Origin of the sequence: Oceanirhabdus seepicola (genome assembly GCF_023684385.1) — a bacterium.
Lineage (GTDB): Bacteria > Bacillota > Clostridia > Clostridiales > Clostridiaceae > Oceanirhabdus > Oceanirhabdus seepicola.
This window is the reverse complement of the sequence record NZ_JAGSOJ010000001.1, coordinates 1,344,830-1,360,139: the sequence shown is the minus strand read 5'-3', so window position 1 is coordinate 1,360,139 and position 15,310 is coordinate 1,344,830. Positions and strand designations below refer to the sequence as shown.

The following is a 15,310-nucleotide window of genomic DNA, read 5'->3' as shown; positions in this document are numbered from 1 at the left end:
TATTATGTTGTGATAAGAGCAAAATGGGTTTAATAATAACATTTTAGAAAAAGACTTGACTAAGAAAAGAAAATTTATCATGGAATCACGTTGAACTAAATAAACACAAAAAAATTCTAAAGAAAGGAGATCTTAAGATGATGTCTATTAAGTATTGTATAGATTTCTTATATTCATCAGGGGGAAAAATAAAAGTTGTAGGTTGGGTTTTTTCAACGATACAAAAAGATGTAGAAATATCTATAAAAGAAATAGATGATTACGGGATAAAAAGAATTTTAAGGTTAGATGTGGGTAACGTTCATCAAGGGTATGAACAAGCTAATTACAGTGGATTTGAAATTAATTTCAAAGGGGAAAATTTTAAAAATGTTATATTGAGATTTAAAGATAAAAAGAATGAGGCGAGATATAATATAGATATTTCAAAAATTACAGATGAAAGGTTACGTTCAAATAAGAATAGGGAAGTAACGTATAATGAATGGTTTCTAAAAAAAACACCAAATAAAGCTGAACTGGAAAAGCAAAAGAAATGTCAGTTTAAATATAATCCACTTATTAGCATAGTAGTACCAACGTATAATACCAAAAAAAGTTTTTTAATTGATATGATAGAATCCTTAAGAAAGCAATCTTATTCAAAATGGGAATTGTGTATAGCAGATGGAAATAGTACATTAGAAATTACTAGAAAAGTATTAAAGGAGTATGAGAAAAAAGATAAAAGAATAAAAGTAAAATATTTAGATAAAAACTATATGATTTCAGGAAATACAAATGAAGCATTAACATTAGTAAAAGGAGAATATATAGGGTTTCTTGATCACGATGACTTATTAACCCCTAATTGTTTGTATGAAATAGTGAAGGTTATTAATGAGCAAAATAAACCAGATTTTATATATACAGATGAAGATAAAGTGGATGAAGAAGGTAAGTGGTTTTATGAACCATATTTTAAATCGGATTTTTCTATAGATTTACTAAGGAGTAATAATTATATATGTCATTTTAGTGTAGTTAAATATGATTTATTAAAAAAAGTTGGTAAGTTCAGAAGTAGCTTTGACGGAGCACAAGATTATGATTTTATTCTCAGAATCATAGAAAACACAAATGAAATATATCATATACCTAAAGTATTGTATCATTGGAGAGTTCATGAACAATCAACAGCAAATTCCCTTGGATCTAAAAAATATGCTATTGATGCGGGGAAAAGAGCATTAGAAGAACATTTATTAAGAGTGAATATTAATGCAAATGTAGAATTGCATAAACAAATAGTTTGTGTATATAGAGTTAAATATAAAATATTAAAGTATAGTAAAGTTTCAATAGTTATAGCAAATAAAGATCATAAAGAAGATTTAGAAAAGTGCATAAATTCTATATTTCGTAATTCTTATAGGAATTATGAAATAATAATAGTAGAGAATAATAGTGAATCGAAAGAAATATTTGAATATTATAAAAATATATCAAAAAATAATAAGATAAAGATATTATGTTGGGAAAATGAATTTAATTATTCAGCAATTAATAACTTTGGTGCAAAAAATTGTGATGGAGAATATATATTATTTCTTAATAATGATACTGAAATCATCAGTGAAGATGCAATTGAAGAAATGGTCAGCATAATTGAAAGAAAAGAAGTAGGTATAGTAGGGGCAAAATTATATTACTCTGATGATACAATACAACATGCAGGAGTAATATTAGGAATTGGAGGAGTAGCAGGACATGTTTATAAACACTTTGATAGAAATTCGGTTGGGAAATCGGCGAAGTTGAAAGTGAGTCAAAATTTTAGCGCTGTCACTGGGGCTGCTATGCTTATAAAAAGAAAGGTTTTTGAAGAAGTTAATGGATTTGATGAGAATTATGAAGTAGCTTTTAATGATGTGGATTTATGTTTGAGAGTAAGAAAGAAAGATTATAATATAGTTTGGACACCATATGCAGAATTTTACCATTATGAGTCAAAAACAAGAGGAATCGAAAATACAATAGAAAAACAGATAAGATTTAATAGAGAAGTTAATAGGTTTCGAAAAATATGGAAATCTATTTTAGATGAAGGGGATCCTTATTATAATTGTAACTTAACTTTAAATAAAAGGGATTGTAGTTTAAGAGAAATTGATTAATATAGGGGCTGATTATTAAAGTCCTGAATTAGCTATAGAGTTAAAATATCAGATAATTGCGAATTGGTTTTTAACTAAAAAAGACTAAAAAAATTCTGTAAACTTGTATTTTGTATGGGAATATATTCAAAACACACAACTAAACCAGATGATTTCTTAAAATTACTTTTTGTTATAGGTAAGCGGTTAATAACTCATACAGTTATTAACCGTTTAGGTTTCTAATCTTAGTTAAGAAACATTCATTAGAACGACTCTCCCACGGTAATAAAGTTTGAGTACATCATGGCATTTTTAAAATCAATATTAGACATTATTTCAAATATATAAGTAAGATACTGCATATGATTCTACTATTTCACAATAGCTAAATGGTCACCGTGTTTAAGTGTTCTACATATATTAACAATATATGAAAAAGCACAAACTAAGAGGGAGTGTAAAGTTATTATGTTTGATAACTATGATAAATTGTATATTACTGAAGAAAAAAGTTATAAAGAAAAAGAAAGTGAGTTGTATAGACAAAATTATTTTATAGATATAGAAACTAAAGAAAATCTTATATCTAAACCATATATTCGAAAAGAACAACAAATAGATAATATTAAACTATTAGATAATATAGCTCAAAAATTTAAATGTGAGTATATAATAGATGTTGGATGTATGAATTTAAATGGTTTATTAAAGCTTAAAAACAAATACAAAATTATTGGAATAGATTTGAATATTGTAGAAAATTTAATTGAAGATAATGACATGTTTTATATTAAATGTGAATTGGATTTTCCCAATAAAATAAATTTATCTAAAGAGTTACTCCAAAAATCTATTATTATATGTAGTAATGCTATAGAAAAAATAAAAAATAAAGGATATTTATTGAGTAATATTAGAGAATTTATGAATTATTCTCAAATTGGATTAATTACTACTTTGGATAGAGAAATATCTAGTTCAAATGAAGCTATATGGGAAATAAATGAATTTAAAAAAGTTTTAAATTTTTATAATTTCAATCTGCAGTTTATAGGATTAGGTAATAAATGTAGCAATGTGAGAGAAAATATAATGTGTATATTGGGTAATAATAATAAAATAACAATTGAGGATGATATAAAAAAATTTAGAGTAGTGGCAATTATTATAGCGTATAATGAGGAAGATATATTATACCATTCCATTGCTAAATTAAAACAAAATGGAATAGATGTATATCTTATTGATAATTGGTCTACTGACTCTACTTTTAAAATAATTAACAAATTATTTAAAGAGAAAAAAATTATTGGGTTTGAAAGATTTCCTAAGGATGAATCAAAGGAATATTATGATTTGTACAAAATGATGGAAAGAAAAGAGATTCTATCAAAACAAATTAAGGCAAATTGGTTTATACATCATGATGTAGATGAAATTAGAGAAGGTCCATGGGAAAATTTAAATTTGAAAGAGTCTATATATTTAGTAGATAAAATGGGATACAATGCAATAGATCATAGTGTTATCGAGTTTAAACCGATTGATAATAGTTTTATTAGCGGTGATTTTGAAAAAAATTTTAAATATTTTATATTTCCAGGCTCTAAAAGAATAAATGCCTGGAAAAATATTGGGGAAAATATCGATTTAAAAAATGAAGCTGGACATGAAGTGAAATTTGCTTCAAGGATAATATTTCCTATAAATTTTTTAATTAAACATTATCCCATGAGATCACAATTACATGCTGAAAAGAAAATGATTAAAGAGAGAAAGGAAAGGGCAAAACCTGAAAATGTAAAGAAAGGTTGGCATTGGCATTATTCGAAGTGGGGAGGTAACGCAATTGGTAATCCTAAAAATTTGATTTTATTTAACAAAGAAGTTTTCTCAAAATATTATTTAATGGAAAGAATAATAAGTTTAAAGGATATTAAAAAATGTATTTATAAATCTGGTATATTTGGTTGTTTAGATGCTCCAGTAAAAGGCGAGGTTATTAAATCTAAATCTATTTTTATATCTGGATGGGCTTTTAGTGAGAATTCGAAAATTGATTACATTGAGATAAAAATTGATAACCAAAAGTATAGAGCAACAACTAATATTAGGCGTAAAGATGTAGGTAAAGCATACAGTGATTATAAAGAAAAAAGTGAATTTTCAGGATTTAACACAATTATTAAAATACCTGATGAGAATTTGAAAAAAGTATTAAATTTAAGAATAACAGTGTATGCTCAAGATGGAACAGTACGAGTGCTGGGTGAGTTTGATATGAATTTAAATTGAGAATTAACTAAAAAATAAACATCACTTTAATTTATGAAACAAGTGAAGATTTAAATAGTATATATTAAAATGCGATGATTAAATGAAACTAAAAGTTTTAGTTTCTGAGAGGGATTTATGGATTACATGTATGTAAAAGATTAATTATTGAGGCTATGAAGTCACGTAATTGATAAATTTTGTGATTTTGATATTGTAGCTATAGCAGGCGTAAGAATTTGTATTGAAAATACTTCGTTAAAGAGGTTAATGTAAAAGAAACGCTCAATTTATTAGACGTCTTATCAAAGAAGCAAAATAAATAAATTTATTTTCCAATCGCGTGGTCTAAAACCATAGTTTTCTAGATGATATACGCTTTCAGCCTTGTAAAAAGTTAGATATCTCTGTCCATACTTAAACTAAGGAATGTGATTAGTATGGAAGAATACAATAAGGATGGCACCCATATTATATGATATAAAGTATCATATAATATGGGTAAGAAATATCGATATAAAATAATAGATAAAAAAATAGGAGTACGATTGAGAGAGTTAATATGGCAAGGCTATAAACCAAGAAAAATACAAGTATTACAGGGAAATGTGGGGAAAGATCGCGTACATTTGTTGGCATCTTGTCCACTGACGATGACGCCAAGCAAAATAGTTCAGTATCTTAAAGGGAGATCTTCAATGGTGATACAAGAAGAAGTTGAAGGTTTGAAGAAAAGATATTGGGTCCATTATCTGTGTGTAAGAGGGTATTTTTGTGCAACAGTGGAGAATGTAGATGAAGAAACGATAAGAAGATATATTGAAAGTCAGGAAATAGAAAGTGAAAATGATAAATTTGAAGTTGAGTAATGAGTTTCAGTCATCGGTATTTATACCGTAAATCGACCTGCTTTGCAGGGGGGGGGAGGTTAAGTGATTATTGATGATACTATTTCAGAGAGAACTATCCCTTACGAGCTACAACTCTATGATAAAAAGAAATGTAATTCTGAAGGTAAAATCAATGGTTTTAAGAGTATAAGCATACTTATATTGTACGGTTGTTGTTTGTGATAAGAATCGCTCGTAATAATGCTAAAGAATCATTTATTTATTGGATTTTTGATAAATCGCAATAAGGTTTATTTAAAGAAGAAATATGGGACATATTTTAAATTGCATAGGGAAAGTATAATTATGCACTGTAAAAATTTTGTAACTATTCAGCTATTGTAAAATTTCAATATCAAGTATCCTATCAACAAGTTTATCAATGGGTTAAGAAGTATGAGTCTGGTGGAGAAGATGCTCTGAAAGATCGAAGGGGAAGAAATAAAGTTGAAGAAGAATTAACACCAGAGGAAAGAATGAATCTTGAAATGAAGAAGCTAAAGGAAGAGAATGAGAAACTTAAAGCGGAGAATGCATTCTTAAAAAAGTTGGAGGAACTAGAAAGGAGGCAGTTTTAAGTCGCATAAGACAAGAAAACAAGTATATTGCAATTTCACAACTTTATGAAAAAGAGAAGTTTTCTATATCTCTATTATGCGAGATAGCAATGATTTCACGTTCTTCATACTATAAGTGGCTAGGGCGTAAAGAGTCTGTTCTAGAGGTTGAGAATAAGAAATTGATAGAAGAGATTATAAAAATCTACGATGAAGTAGATGGCATTTATGGTTATCGAAGAATGACGATGAACTTAAATAGGAGATTAGGTAAAATTTTTAATCATAAACGTATCTATCGACTTATGACCCTATCGGGTTTAAAATCTGTAATTCGAAGGAAAAAGAAACGCTATGTAAAATCCAATCCACAACATGTAGCAGAAAATCTTTTAAAACGTAAGTTTACAGCGGATAAATTCAATCAGAAGTGGCTTACAGATGTTACGGAATTTAAGTATGGTAACTCAAAAAAAGCATATTTAAGTGCCATATTGGATTTATATGATAACTCTATCGTTGCTTATAAACTAGGACACTCTAATAATAATGACCTAGTATTTAAAACACTAGATAGGGCTTTAGAAGTGTATCCAGATGCAAAGCCTATGTTTCATAGTGATCGTGGTTATCAGGTGCGACAAGAAGTCGCATAATACATTGCAATAATGCTACTCTACCCATTCAGAGTAATCCTATCGTGACTAGCGTAGATGGTAACGTTTGGGTTAGAAAGCTCATGAGACAATGAGGAAGTTCTAGAAGCCTAAATCTGGAATGACTACTAGGATAAGAAACTATGGAGAACGTAAAGTGAATCACTGTAGGAATCGTTACGCGGAGGAAGCGAAACAGGCTGAAACGCTTCGACCAAAAAAAGGTATGGAGTAAAGCAAAGGTGTCTTGAATAGCCAATGCGAATGGATAAATAACTCCCGGTTTAAAGGTGGCTCCTAAGGTTTACAGAATTATGTATTATGCGGAACTTGGTAAACCCTATATATAGGCTCCCAACTACATCAGATTGGGTATCAGACCGCAAGGATACGAAATAGCCTAGAGGGCAGAAGAAAGAGATAAAAAGCGAATGACTATGTTGTAATGACAAAGTATAAGGGTTCAAGCTTTGCCCTAACTCGAAAGAGTGCAGACTTATCTCATGGTATTTCATGGCAGGAAAGGAGTGTATATCTATGAATTTTAGTAATTCAAAGGCGGGTAATACCGAGAAGCTAAAAGATACTGCTACACTCTCAGAACAATGGGAATCCATAGACTGGGATAAAGCACAGAAACAAATTAATAGACTACAAACTAGGATTGCTAAGGCAGCAGTAACGGGAAATAATAACAAAATCAAGAGATTGCAATACCTTCTTACACACTCATTCTATGCAAAAGCTCTTGCTGTTAAGAAAGTAACTTCAAACAAAGGAAAAAATACCTCTGGTATAGATAAGAAAATTTGGTCAACGTCAGCTTCAAAGATGAAGGCAACACTTTCTCTCACAGATAAACACTACAGAGCCAAACCACTCAGAAGAGTATACATAGAAAAGAAAGACAAGAAAAAAAGCGTCCTCTTGGAATTCCCACAATGTATGATAGAGCGATGCAAACTCTTCAGGCATTCTCGCTAGAACCCATAGCAGAAGTCACAGGTGATAACACATCCTTCGGATTCAGAACAGGAAGAAGTGCTAAAGATGCATGTGAACAGGCCTTTTGCGTACTAGCAAGGAAATGCTCACCTAAATGGATTTTAGAGGGAGATATAAAAGGATGTTTTGATAATATCAATCACAATTGGCTAATGAAAAACATTCCAATGAATAAAAGAGTAATGAAACAATTCTTAAAATCTGGATTTATATACAAAGGAAAACTTTTTCCTACTACAACAGGTTCTCCACAGGGTGGCGCTACCTCTAGCATCTATGCGAACATGACGCTTGACGGTCTTGAAAGATTAATACAGGATAAATACCATCGAAACTCAAAAGGAAACATTGAGAACCACTTTCGTGCAAAAACAAAAGTTAACCGCATAAGATATGCTGATGACTTCATTATCACCGCCAACTCAAAAGAAACAGCACAAGAAGTAAAGATTCTTGTCACTAAATTTCTGGAAAAACGTGGCTTAGAACTATCTAATGAGAAAACGATAATAACGCAATAAACGATGGTTTTGATTTTCTAGGTTGGACATTTAAAAAATTTAAAGATAAATTAATTATCAAGCCGTAAAAGAGTTCGGTGAAAACACTTATAAGAAAACTATCCACTATTATTCTTAAAGAAGGTAAAGCACATAAACAAGAGGTTTTAATAAGAAAGCTGAACGCAGTATTAAGAGGATGGACTAACTACCATAAACATGTAGTTGCAAGCCCAATATTTTCATATGTCAACAACACAATATACCTACTCTTGCAAAGATGGGCTAAGCATAGACATCCAAAGAAAAATGGTTGGTGGAGACTAAACAAATATTGGCATAGCAAAAACGGTAAACCCTGGGTATTCATGGGTGAACGTAATAGCCTAATAAACCTAAGGACGATTGACATCAGACGTCACCCCAAACTACAAATATCAAGAAATCCATTTTTGGACAAAATATACTTTAATAAAAGAAAAATCAGACTAAAATTACTCGCTATCGCCAGAAATGGTTAAGAAATGCTTGAGCCGTATGAGCGGGAAACTCTCACGTACGGTTCTTAGATGAGGGAAAGGGAGCAATCCCTTTTTCTTAATCGATTATACTTCCCATGGATTTAAAAATAAATTAGATTCAGCAGGCATGACACAAAGTATGTCAAGAGTAGGTAAATGTATTGATAATGGGCCAATGGAAGCCTTTTGGGGAACTCTAAAGTGCGAAAAATATTACTTGAATAAATATCATACATATATGGAACTTTCTAACGCAATTAATGACTATATAATTTTTTATAATACCAAGAGATTACAAAAAAGATTAAACGGCCTTAGCCCGATGGAATTCAGGGCTTTAGCCGCTTAAGATATTTTTACTATTTTTACTGTCTACTTGACAGGGTGCACTTCAAAAGGTGATTTACTTTTATGGCTCCGTAACAATATCTAAATGTTATGTAAAGTAGTTAGGCCTAAATATGCCTATATATTAGGCTTAACTACTTTTGACTCTACATAATATATCTCTCTTCATAATATGAAACTACGCTTCAAGTTCTTAAAGAGCCTAAGAAGAAGCCACAGTCTAAATCTTATATGTGGCTTTATAGAACTAGTGGTGATACTGAACAACCAATAGTTTTATTTGAATATCAGCCAGATAGAAAAGGTATAAGACCAGATGAATTTTTAAAAGATTTCAAAGGGTTCTTACACACTGATGGGTATGAAGTATACCATAAACTATCTGGTGAAATAATAGTTTGTGGCTGCTGGGCTCATGCAAGGCGTAAGTTCGATGAGGCCCTTAAATCGCTACCTCCTTCGGAGCATATTGGTTCAAAGGCACTAGAAGGTAAAGGGTTTTGCGATAGATTATTTAAAATCGAAAAAAATTTAGATGACTGTAACCCAGAAGATAGATATGAAAGACGTCAAGAACTTGCCAATCTAATTCTAGACAAGTTTTTATCATGGCTAAATACGTGTAATGCCCTTCCCAAAAGTGCTTTAGGAAAGGCTGTTAATTATGCCTTAAATCAGTGGAAGTATTTAAAGAACTATATTCTTGATGGAAGATGTGAGATAAGTAATAATCGAGCTGAAAGAAGTATTAAGCCTTTTGTTATAGGAAGAAAAAATTTCCTCTTTTCAGATACAGTGCGAGGAGCATAGTCAAGTGCAATAATATATAGCATTATTGAAACAGCTAAAGAGAATGGACTTAAGCCATGGCAGTATCTTACTCATATATTCGAAAGAATGCCTAATATTGACTTTAAAACTGAACCTAAATTACTTAAATCCATATTACCTTGGGCGGAGCTCCCAGAGGAATGTTACTTAAATAAAAAAAATTAAAATATTAGCGGTTAATGACTGTCAATGTGATTAGTTATTAACCGCTTACTCATATTCAAATATTATAATTACTTTTCTCTGATTTTTTCTCTTAACATATTTTCTTAATACTTCTTCAGCAAAACAGCCATATACATAGCCAGGATTAATAGGTTTAGATGTAAGAAATCTATATATTCTCTTAATTTTACTTTCTTCTGTACCATTTGAGTATGAGTCATTTAGTTTCTCCGATAGTTCTGAAAGTATTACGGATTTAGAGAGTATTATACCTATAATTATATTCACTAAGTTTTTCAACCTTTTACTTGTTATGGGCAATATTTCATATAGTATTTCTTGCAACTTTGTAGTAATATATTCTTGTGAATTGAGCATAGTCATTTTCTCCTTTTGTAAGTTGTTTGTTGTGATTCAACTTATATTTTAAGGGATGTCTATGCTTTTTTTAAACCATTTTTTATTGGTAATTCGAACCTCAAGTGCACAAGTTTTACTTATCACTGTTCGTAGGTCAGACGTATACCCTGCTAATGTTTTGATATAATCATTTATCAAAGTAAGGATTATTTCTTTACAGGTCTTAACTCTTTGAGGCACTACATAATCTAAAAATCGTGCAGATTGTTTTACATAATGATCAACTGTCACAGCAGAGTAATGCTTTTCAACACAATGCAGATAAAAACGATTGTTAATTCCACTAAAGTAGGGATCCGTAAGAATCACCTTATGCTTATAGTATCTTCTTAATATAGTCCGATGAAGTTGAAAATCTCCTATTATACGAATAATACGTAGATTTTGAACCTCTGCTTGTGTAAGTTTTCCTTCAAAATCTTTTTTTAATATATTGAAATACTTTTCGATAAAATCTATTCCCAACTTTTCAGAGTAATAGATTTCATTTTCTTCTTCAGCAAATTTAAGTAGCATAGTCCAGCGATTTCTGTAGAACCTCATGCTTCCTTCCGTATATCCTAGCCTAATTATTTCCAGCTCAAGATCTTTAAGTAGTTCCTTTAAAGGTTGTATTTGCATACAATATCCCTCCCAAAATAATATTTGGAGCTATTTGCTCTTATTATCATTTTGGACATTATGCAAAGTAAAATAACTAAACTCCTCGTGTTTATTAATTCTGTAGAAATTTACTGTGCATAATAACTTTCTTTGCATAAGGCTCAATAGTAAGTCCAATATTAGCAAATATTTACTTGCACTATTCATTAGATTTATGGTTTGAAAAAGTTGTTAAGAAGTCTATAAAAGGCAAAGCATATATATGTAGAGTAGCCGATGATTTTGTCTGTGCGTTCAGATATAAAGAAGATGCAGAGAGGTTCTATAAAGTAATAGGTAAAAGACTTGGAAAATTTGGACTGAGTCTAGCTGAAGAAAAGACAAAAATCATAAAATTTTCTAAATATGATGATGTGAGAAGTAAAAGTTTCACATGGGAAGAGTTTAATAGGGCAACAAAGAGGTATGGATTAATTAGACTAAAAATAACAGAGAAAAATTACAAACAAATTAAATTAAAAGTTTGCTTTGATTGATTACGGAAGCGAGTATATTTGAAGAGCCCGGTGCGGTAATTCCGCACGCCGGGATCTGTGAGACGTGTGTTAGGTAACTAACGCGTCTATCGTGACCCAAATTTTTGGTGAATTTGCACCATTATAGTTATTTTTTATTATTAATATTGTTAGTTAAATATATAAATATTGCTTATTCTCGATGACATTATTTACATGATGTATATTTATAAAAATGCAAAAGAGTAAAAGAACTTTTTCTTGGGATTTTACATATAATGTTATGGAGGTACGAAGTAATAGTAGTAAAATAATGTATTGTTTAATGATAAAAATAAGTAGTTAGTATGATTTTGGATGCAAGATATTTTTACGTAAATATAGAAGAAAAACCATAGAGTATCAATAGAATAAAAGTAAGGGAGATTAACTAATGAAATGGATAATTAAGAATCCAGCACCATTAAATCAAAAATGGGGAGATTTTTATTTTGGAAGAAGTCTTACAAAGTATTTAAAGAGATTAGGTCATGAAGTAAAAACACATTATTATGAAGAATGGAATAATAATGAAAAAGCAGATGTTATTTTAGTTTTAAGAGGATATCATTTATATAAACCTATAAATGATGGAGCTATAAACATTATGTGGAACATTAGTCATCCTGATTTTGTTTCTCTTGAAGAATATGAATCATATGATATAGTATTTGTTGCTTCAGAGACTTATGCGAGAGAACTAAAAAAAAGGGTAACAAAACCTGTATATCCTTTATTACAATGTACAGATCCAGAACAATTTTATATAAAGGATTCATTAATGGATTCAAATAGAGAAGGTATAATTTTTGTTGGAGGTACTAGAGGTGTTAAAAGATCATGCGTTATTTGGAGTATAAAACATGGATTCCCCATAAAAGTATGGGGAGGAGGGTGGCAAAAATTTATAAATAAAGAAAAAATTGTAGCGGGTCATATTGAGAATGAAGAAATACCAAACTTGTATTCACAAGCAAAAGTGATACTAAATGACCATTGGGCTGATATGTTGAAATATGGATTTATTAATAATAGAACATTCGATGCTTTAGCATGTGGTTTGCCTATTATAAGTGACTTTAATGAGGAATTATTTAAGTTGTTTCCAACTGAAATTTTGTATTATAGAAATGAAGAAGAATTTATAAAATGTATTAAAAATTGTGATTTAAACTATCTACAAATTAAAAAAAGAGTAAATAATGTTATACCTAAAATACGTGATGAATTTTCATTTGAAAATAGGGTAAGAATGATGTTAAAAAAAATAGAGCAGCAATAATGTATTATTTAAATATATATTATGTGAGTTGAAACAAAAATATGCAATAAGGATATAAATTGGATAAATTTTAAAAACCAAATGATTAAATTGTTATTTTATTTAATAGCAAAGAGGAGGCTTTTAAAAGTGAAAATTGCTATAGTTGGAACGGGTTATGTTGGACTAGTTTCAGCAGTATGTTTTGCTGAAAAGGGTAGTAGGGTAATTTGTGTAGACAATAATGAAGAAAAAATCAAACAATTAAATAAGGGCATTATGCCTATATATGAAAATGATTTAGAAGATATGTTAAATAAAAATAAATGCAGTAAAAGATTAGAATTTACAACTGATTTAGAATATGCAGTACAAAAATCAGATATTATAATAATTGCTGTAGGAACACCAATGCTTCCTAATGGACATGCTGATTTGTCACAGGTAGAGAGTGTTACTGAAAATATTGCAAAGTTTATGAATGAATATAAAATAATTGTTAATAAAAGCACAGTTCCTGTGGGTACTCAAAAAAAGGTTATTAAATTAATTAGAGATAATCAAATTAATGAATATGATTTTGATGTAGTATCGAATCCGGAGTTTTTAAGAGAGGGAACAGCAATTTATGATACTATGCATGGAGATAGAATAGTTATTGGTACAGATAATGAGAGAGCAAGAAAAATTATGACTAAATTATATGCAAATTTTAATCAATCAATAATTCTAACAAGTCCTGAAAATGCTGAAATGATAAAATATGCAGCAAATGCATTCTTAGCTACTAAAATTTCATTTATTAATGAGATAGCTAATATATGTGAAATTGTGGGAGCAGACGTTCAAGAAATAGCTAAGATAATTGGAATGGATAAAAGGATATCTCCAGAATTTTTAAGTGCAGGTATAGGGTTCGGAGGAGCGTGTTTTCCTAAAGATACAAAGGCGCTGATTAAATTCACAGAGGGATTTGGGTATGATTTTAAAATAGTTAAAAGTGTAATAGAGGTGAATGAGAATCAAAAAACAAAGCCTATAGAAAAATTAACGAATGCTTTAAGTTGCGTAAAAGGAAGAACAATAGGAATTTTAGGATTAGCATTTAAACCTAATACAGATGATACAAGAGAATCACCAGCTATTACAATTATTAATGATATACAAAAACTAGGGGGAAAAATAAAAGCATATGATCCTATTGTAAAAGATATAGATAAAATAAAATTTGATAATATAGAATATGTAGATACTGCATATGATGCAGTAAAAGATGTTGATGCTGTAATTTTAGTTACAGAGTGGGATGAATTTAAACAATTGGATTTAAAAAAAGTCATAAAATTAATGAAAGGAAATATTTTTATTGATGGAAGAAATATTTACAAATATACCAAAATGTTTAAATTAGGATATGAATATTATTGTATTGGCAAAAAAGATTCGCAATACTATAAAAAAAGTAGGTAGAAAATGTTTTAAGACTTACCATAGAACCGAGTAATCACGAATCATTTAGAATTATTGCGAGTGAGTTCGTTATTAGAATATTATATTAACAACAAATTATTATAAAAAACCAATTTCTATAGTCAAATATTTGTAGAAATTGGTTTTGTTTTTTTAGTAAAAGACTCAACTTTCTCACTACAAAAAAGATAGTTTAGTCTTGATAAATTTAGGTAGCGTAGATATAAAATAGTCTAAAAAGTTGTTAATTTGAGCTTGTCCTAATGAAAATCAACTTGTTCTTGGTCAAGTAAAGATAGATGAAAAATTAAATGAGATAACAGCAATTCCTAAATTGTTAAAGTTTTTAGAGCTTAAAGACACCTTTGTTACAATAGATGCTATGGGATGTCAAAAATCTATAGCTAAAAATATCGAAGATAAAGAAAGTGTTGAACATAGGTATTATATTGCTAGTATTAATTGTAATGTTGAGCACTTTGCCAAAGGAGTGCGAAAGCACTGGGGAATAGAGAATAAAGTTCACTGGGTATTAGATGTATCATTCAGCTGCAAACTTGGCAGTCATACGTCATATAGCAATGAATTTATTTAGGAACGAGAAAACATTTAAAGGGGGTATAAAAACAAAAAAGCTCAAATGTGGATGGGAAGTTGAATATCTAGAAAAGGTTATATTCGCACTACTCTGCGGTTAAAAAATAATGAGAAAATACTTATAGGATAAATATAGGGTGTAATTTGTGAATATTCAGTTTTGAATTTTTGAGTTAATATTTTTTATAACAATAAAAGAATCTCAAATTACCCTATTTATGTATGCGTTTTCCCTGATTGTTGAACACACATTTGGGACAGTTAAGGGATGCAAGGGCGTTTACCACGTACTATTAAGAGGATTTAAGAAGATACGGGGTGAAATTAGCCTTGCCTTTTTTGCATACAATTTTAAAAGAGTAATAAATATTCTGGGAGTAAAAAAGTTCTCAGAGTACTTGTTACTGTTAAAAAATTCACTTATATATTTTTAAATGCAAATTTAGTGTTTGAAGTTTTTAAACATGAGCATACTTCAATATTCTCTCAGTGTAAAACCTAATTTACGGATAGCCTGCCA

The 15,310-nt window shown here is 29.8% G+C and carries 14 protein-coding genes and 4 pseudogenes; 16 read left to right on the top strand and 2 right to left on the bottom strand.

The features are described from left to right. Positions 1 to 137 precede the first annotated feature (137 nt). The 12 genes and pseudogenes from KDK92_RS05980 to KDK92_RS05930 all read left to right on the top strand — a co-directional run bounded on the left by KDK92_RS05980 (position 138) and on the right by KDK92_RS05930 (position 9,885). Positions 138 to 2,156, top strand: coding sequence for a glycosyltransferase family 2 protein (locus KDK92_RS05980; protein ID WP_250858283.1), 2,019 nt, complete (start codon positions 138 to 140; stop codon positions 2,154 to 2,156). Positions 2,157 to 2,606: 450 nt separating this feature from the next. Then, entirely contained in the window at positions 2,607 to 4,433 is a 1,827-nt protein-coding gene (locus KDK92_RS05975) for a glycosyltransferase (protein ID WP_250858282.1), read from the top strand. A gap of 476 nt (positions 4,434 to 4,909) precedes the next feature. Next, entirely contained in the window at positions 4,910 to 5,281 is a 372-nt protein-coding gene (tnpA, locus tag KDK92_RS05970) for an IS200/IS605 family transposase (RefSeq protein WP_250858281.1), read from the top strand. A gap of 63 nt (positions 5,282 to 5,344) precedes the next feature. Next, positions 5,345 to 5,485 (top strand): hypothetical protein, encoded by a 141-nt coding sequence (locus KDK92_RS05965; RefSeq protein WP_250858280.1) that lies wholly within the window; start codon positions 5,345 to 5,347, stop codon positions 5,483 to 5,485. A 155-nt stretch (positions 5,486 to 5,640) separates the two neighbouring features. Next, positions 5,641 to 5,766: pseudogene (locus KDK92_RS24910) on the top strand (helix-turn-helix domain-containing protein); the annotation flags it as partial. A 71-nt stretch (positions 5,767 to 5,837) separates the two neighbouring features. After that, positions 5,838 to 6,494, top strand: a pseudogene (locus KDK92_RS05960) (IS3 family transposase); the annotation flags it as partial. Between the two features lie 558 nt (positions 6,495 to 7,052). Beyond that, on the top strand, positions 7,053 to 7,499 hold the full coding sequence (locus KDK92_RS05955) for a reverse transcriptase N-terminal domain-containing protein (protein ID WP_250858279.1): 447 nt from the start codon (positions 7,053 to 7,055) through the stop codon (positions 7,497 to 7,499). Further along, positions 7,457 to 8,041 carry a reverse transcriptase/maturase family protein gene (locus KDK92_RS05950; RefSeq protein ID WP_250858278.1) on the top strand — a complete coding sequence of 195 codons (585 nt, stop codon included), beginning with the start codon at positions 7,457 to 7,459 and terminating at the stop codon, positions 8,039 to 8,041. Before KDK92_RS05955 ends, KDK92_RS05950 begins: the two co-directional genes overlap by 43 nt. A 77-nt stretch (positions 8,042 to 8,118) precedes the next feature. Further along, positions 8,119 to 8,541 (top strand): group II intron maturase-specific domain-containing protein, encoded by a 423-nt coding sequence (locus tag KDK92_RS05945; RefSeq protein WP_250858277.1) that lies wholly within the window; start codon positions 8,119 to 8,121, stop codon positions 8,539 to 8,541. 85 nt (positions 8,542 to 8,626) lie between these two features. Continuing rightward, a pseudogene (locus tag KDK92_RS05940) lies at positions 8,627 to 8,890 on the top strand (transposase); the annotation flags it as partial. A 185-nt stretch (positions 8,891 to 9,075) separates the two neighbouring features. Next, positions 9,076 to 9,699, top strand: a pseudogene (gene tnpC, locus KDK92_RS05935) (IS66 family transposase); the annotation flags it as partial. 9 nt (positions 9,700 to 9,708) lie between these two features. Further along, entirely contained in the window at positions 9,709 to 9,885 is a 177-nt protein-coding gene (locus KDK92_RS05930) for a transposase domain-containing protein (protein WP_338115246.1), read from the top strand. A gap of 45 nt (positions 9,886 to 9,930) precedes the next feature. Here KDK92_RS05930 and KDK92_RS05925 read toward each other — a convergent pair whose 3' ends face one another. Both KDK92_RS05925 and KDK92_RS05920 read right to left on the bottom strand, forming a co-directional pair. Beyond that, on the bottom strand, positions 9,931 to 10,263 hold the full coding sequence (locus KDK92_RS05925) for a hypothetical protein (protein WP_250858273.1): 333 nt from the start codon (positions 10,261 to 10,263) through the stop codon (positions 9,931 to 9,933). A 48-nt stretch (positions 10,264 to 10,311) separates the two neighbouring features. Continuing rightward, on the bottom strand, positions 10,312 to 10,926 hold the full coding sequence (locus tag KDK92_RS05920; protein WP_250858271.1) for a hypothetical protein: 615 nt from the start codon (positions 10,924 to 10,926) through the stop codon (positions 10,312 to 10,314). Between the two features lie 176 nt (positions 10,927 to 11,102). Here KDK92_RS05920 and KDK92_RS05915 point away from each other — a divergent pair, with 176 nt between their 5' ends. The 4 genes from KDK92_RS05915 to KDK92_RS05900 all read left to right on the top strand — a co-directional run bounded on the left by KDK92_RS05915 (position 11,103) and on the right by KDK92_RS05900 (position 14,788). Beyond that, entirely contained in the window at positions 11,103 to 11,444 is a 342-nt protein-coding gene (locus KDK92_RS05915; RefSeq protein ID WP_250858269.1) for a hypothetical protein, read from the top strand. Between the two features lie 412 nt (positions 11,445 to 11,856). Beyond that, on the top strand, positions 11,857 to 12,744 hold the full coding sequence (locus KDK92_RS05910; RefSeq protein WP_250858267.1) for a CgeB family protein: 888 nt from the start codon (positions 11,857 to 11,859) through the stop codon (positions 12,742 to 12,744). A 129-nt stretch (positions 12,745 to 12,873) separates the two neighbouring features. After that, positions 12,874 to 14,193 carry a UDP-glucose dehydrogenase family protein gene (locus KDK92_RS05905; RefSeq protein ID WP_250858266.1) on the top strand — a complete coding sequence of 440 codons (1,320 nt, stop codon included), beginning with the start codon at positions 12,874 to 12,876 and terminating at the stop codon, positions 14,191 to 14,193. A 334-nt stretch (positions 14,194 to 14,527) separates the two neighbouring features. Next, entirely contained in the window at positions 14,528 to 14,788 is a 261-nt protein-coding gene (locus KDK92_RS05900) for a hypothetical protein (RefSeq protein WP_250858264.1), read from the top strand. Positions 14,789 to 15,310: the final 522 nt, after the last annotated feature.

Excerpts from the sequence above, each read along its gene's own strand:
- KDK92_RS05925 (WP_250858273.1), bottom strand. The coding sequence starts at position 10,263 with ATGCTCAATTCACAAGAATATATTACTACAAAGTTGCAAGAAATACTA.
- KDK92_RS05910 (WP_250858267.1), top strand. The coding sequence starts at position 11,857 with ATGAAATGGATAATTAAGAATCCAGCACCATTAAATCAAAAATGGGGA.
- KDK92_RS05980 (WP_250858283.1), top strand. The coding sequence starts at position 138 with ATGATGTCTATTAAGTATTGTATAGATTTCTTATATTCATCAGGGGGA.
- KDK92_RS05955 (WP_250858279.1), top strand. The coding sequence starts at position 7,053 with ATGAATTTTAGTAATTCAAAGGCGGGTAATACCGAGAAGCTAAAAGAT.
- KDK92_RS05975 (WP_250858282.1), top strand. The coding sequence starts at position 2,607 with ATGTTTGATAACTATGATAAATTGTATATTACTGAAGAAAAAAGTTAT.
- KDK92_RS05950 (WP_250858278.1), top strand. The coding sequence starts at position 7,457 with ATGTATGATAGAGCGATGCAAACTCTTCAGGCATTCTCGCTAGAACCC.
- KDK92_RS05920 (WP_250858271.1), bottom strand. The coding sequence starts at position 10,926 with ATGCAAATACAACCTTTAAAGGAACTACTTAAAGATCTTGAGCTGGAA.
- tnpA (WP_250858281.1), top strand. The coding sequence starts at position 4,910 with ATGGGTAAGAAATATCGATATAAAATAATAGATAAAAAAATAGGAGTA.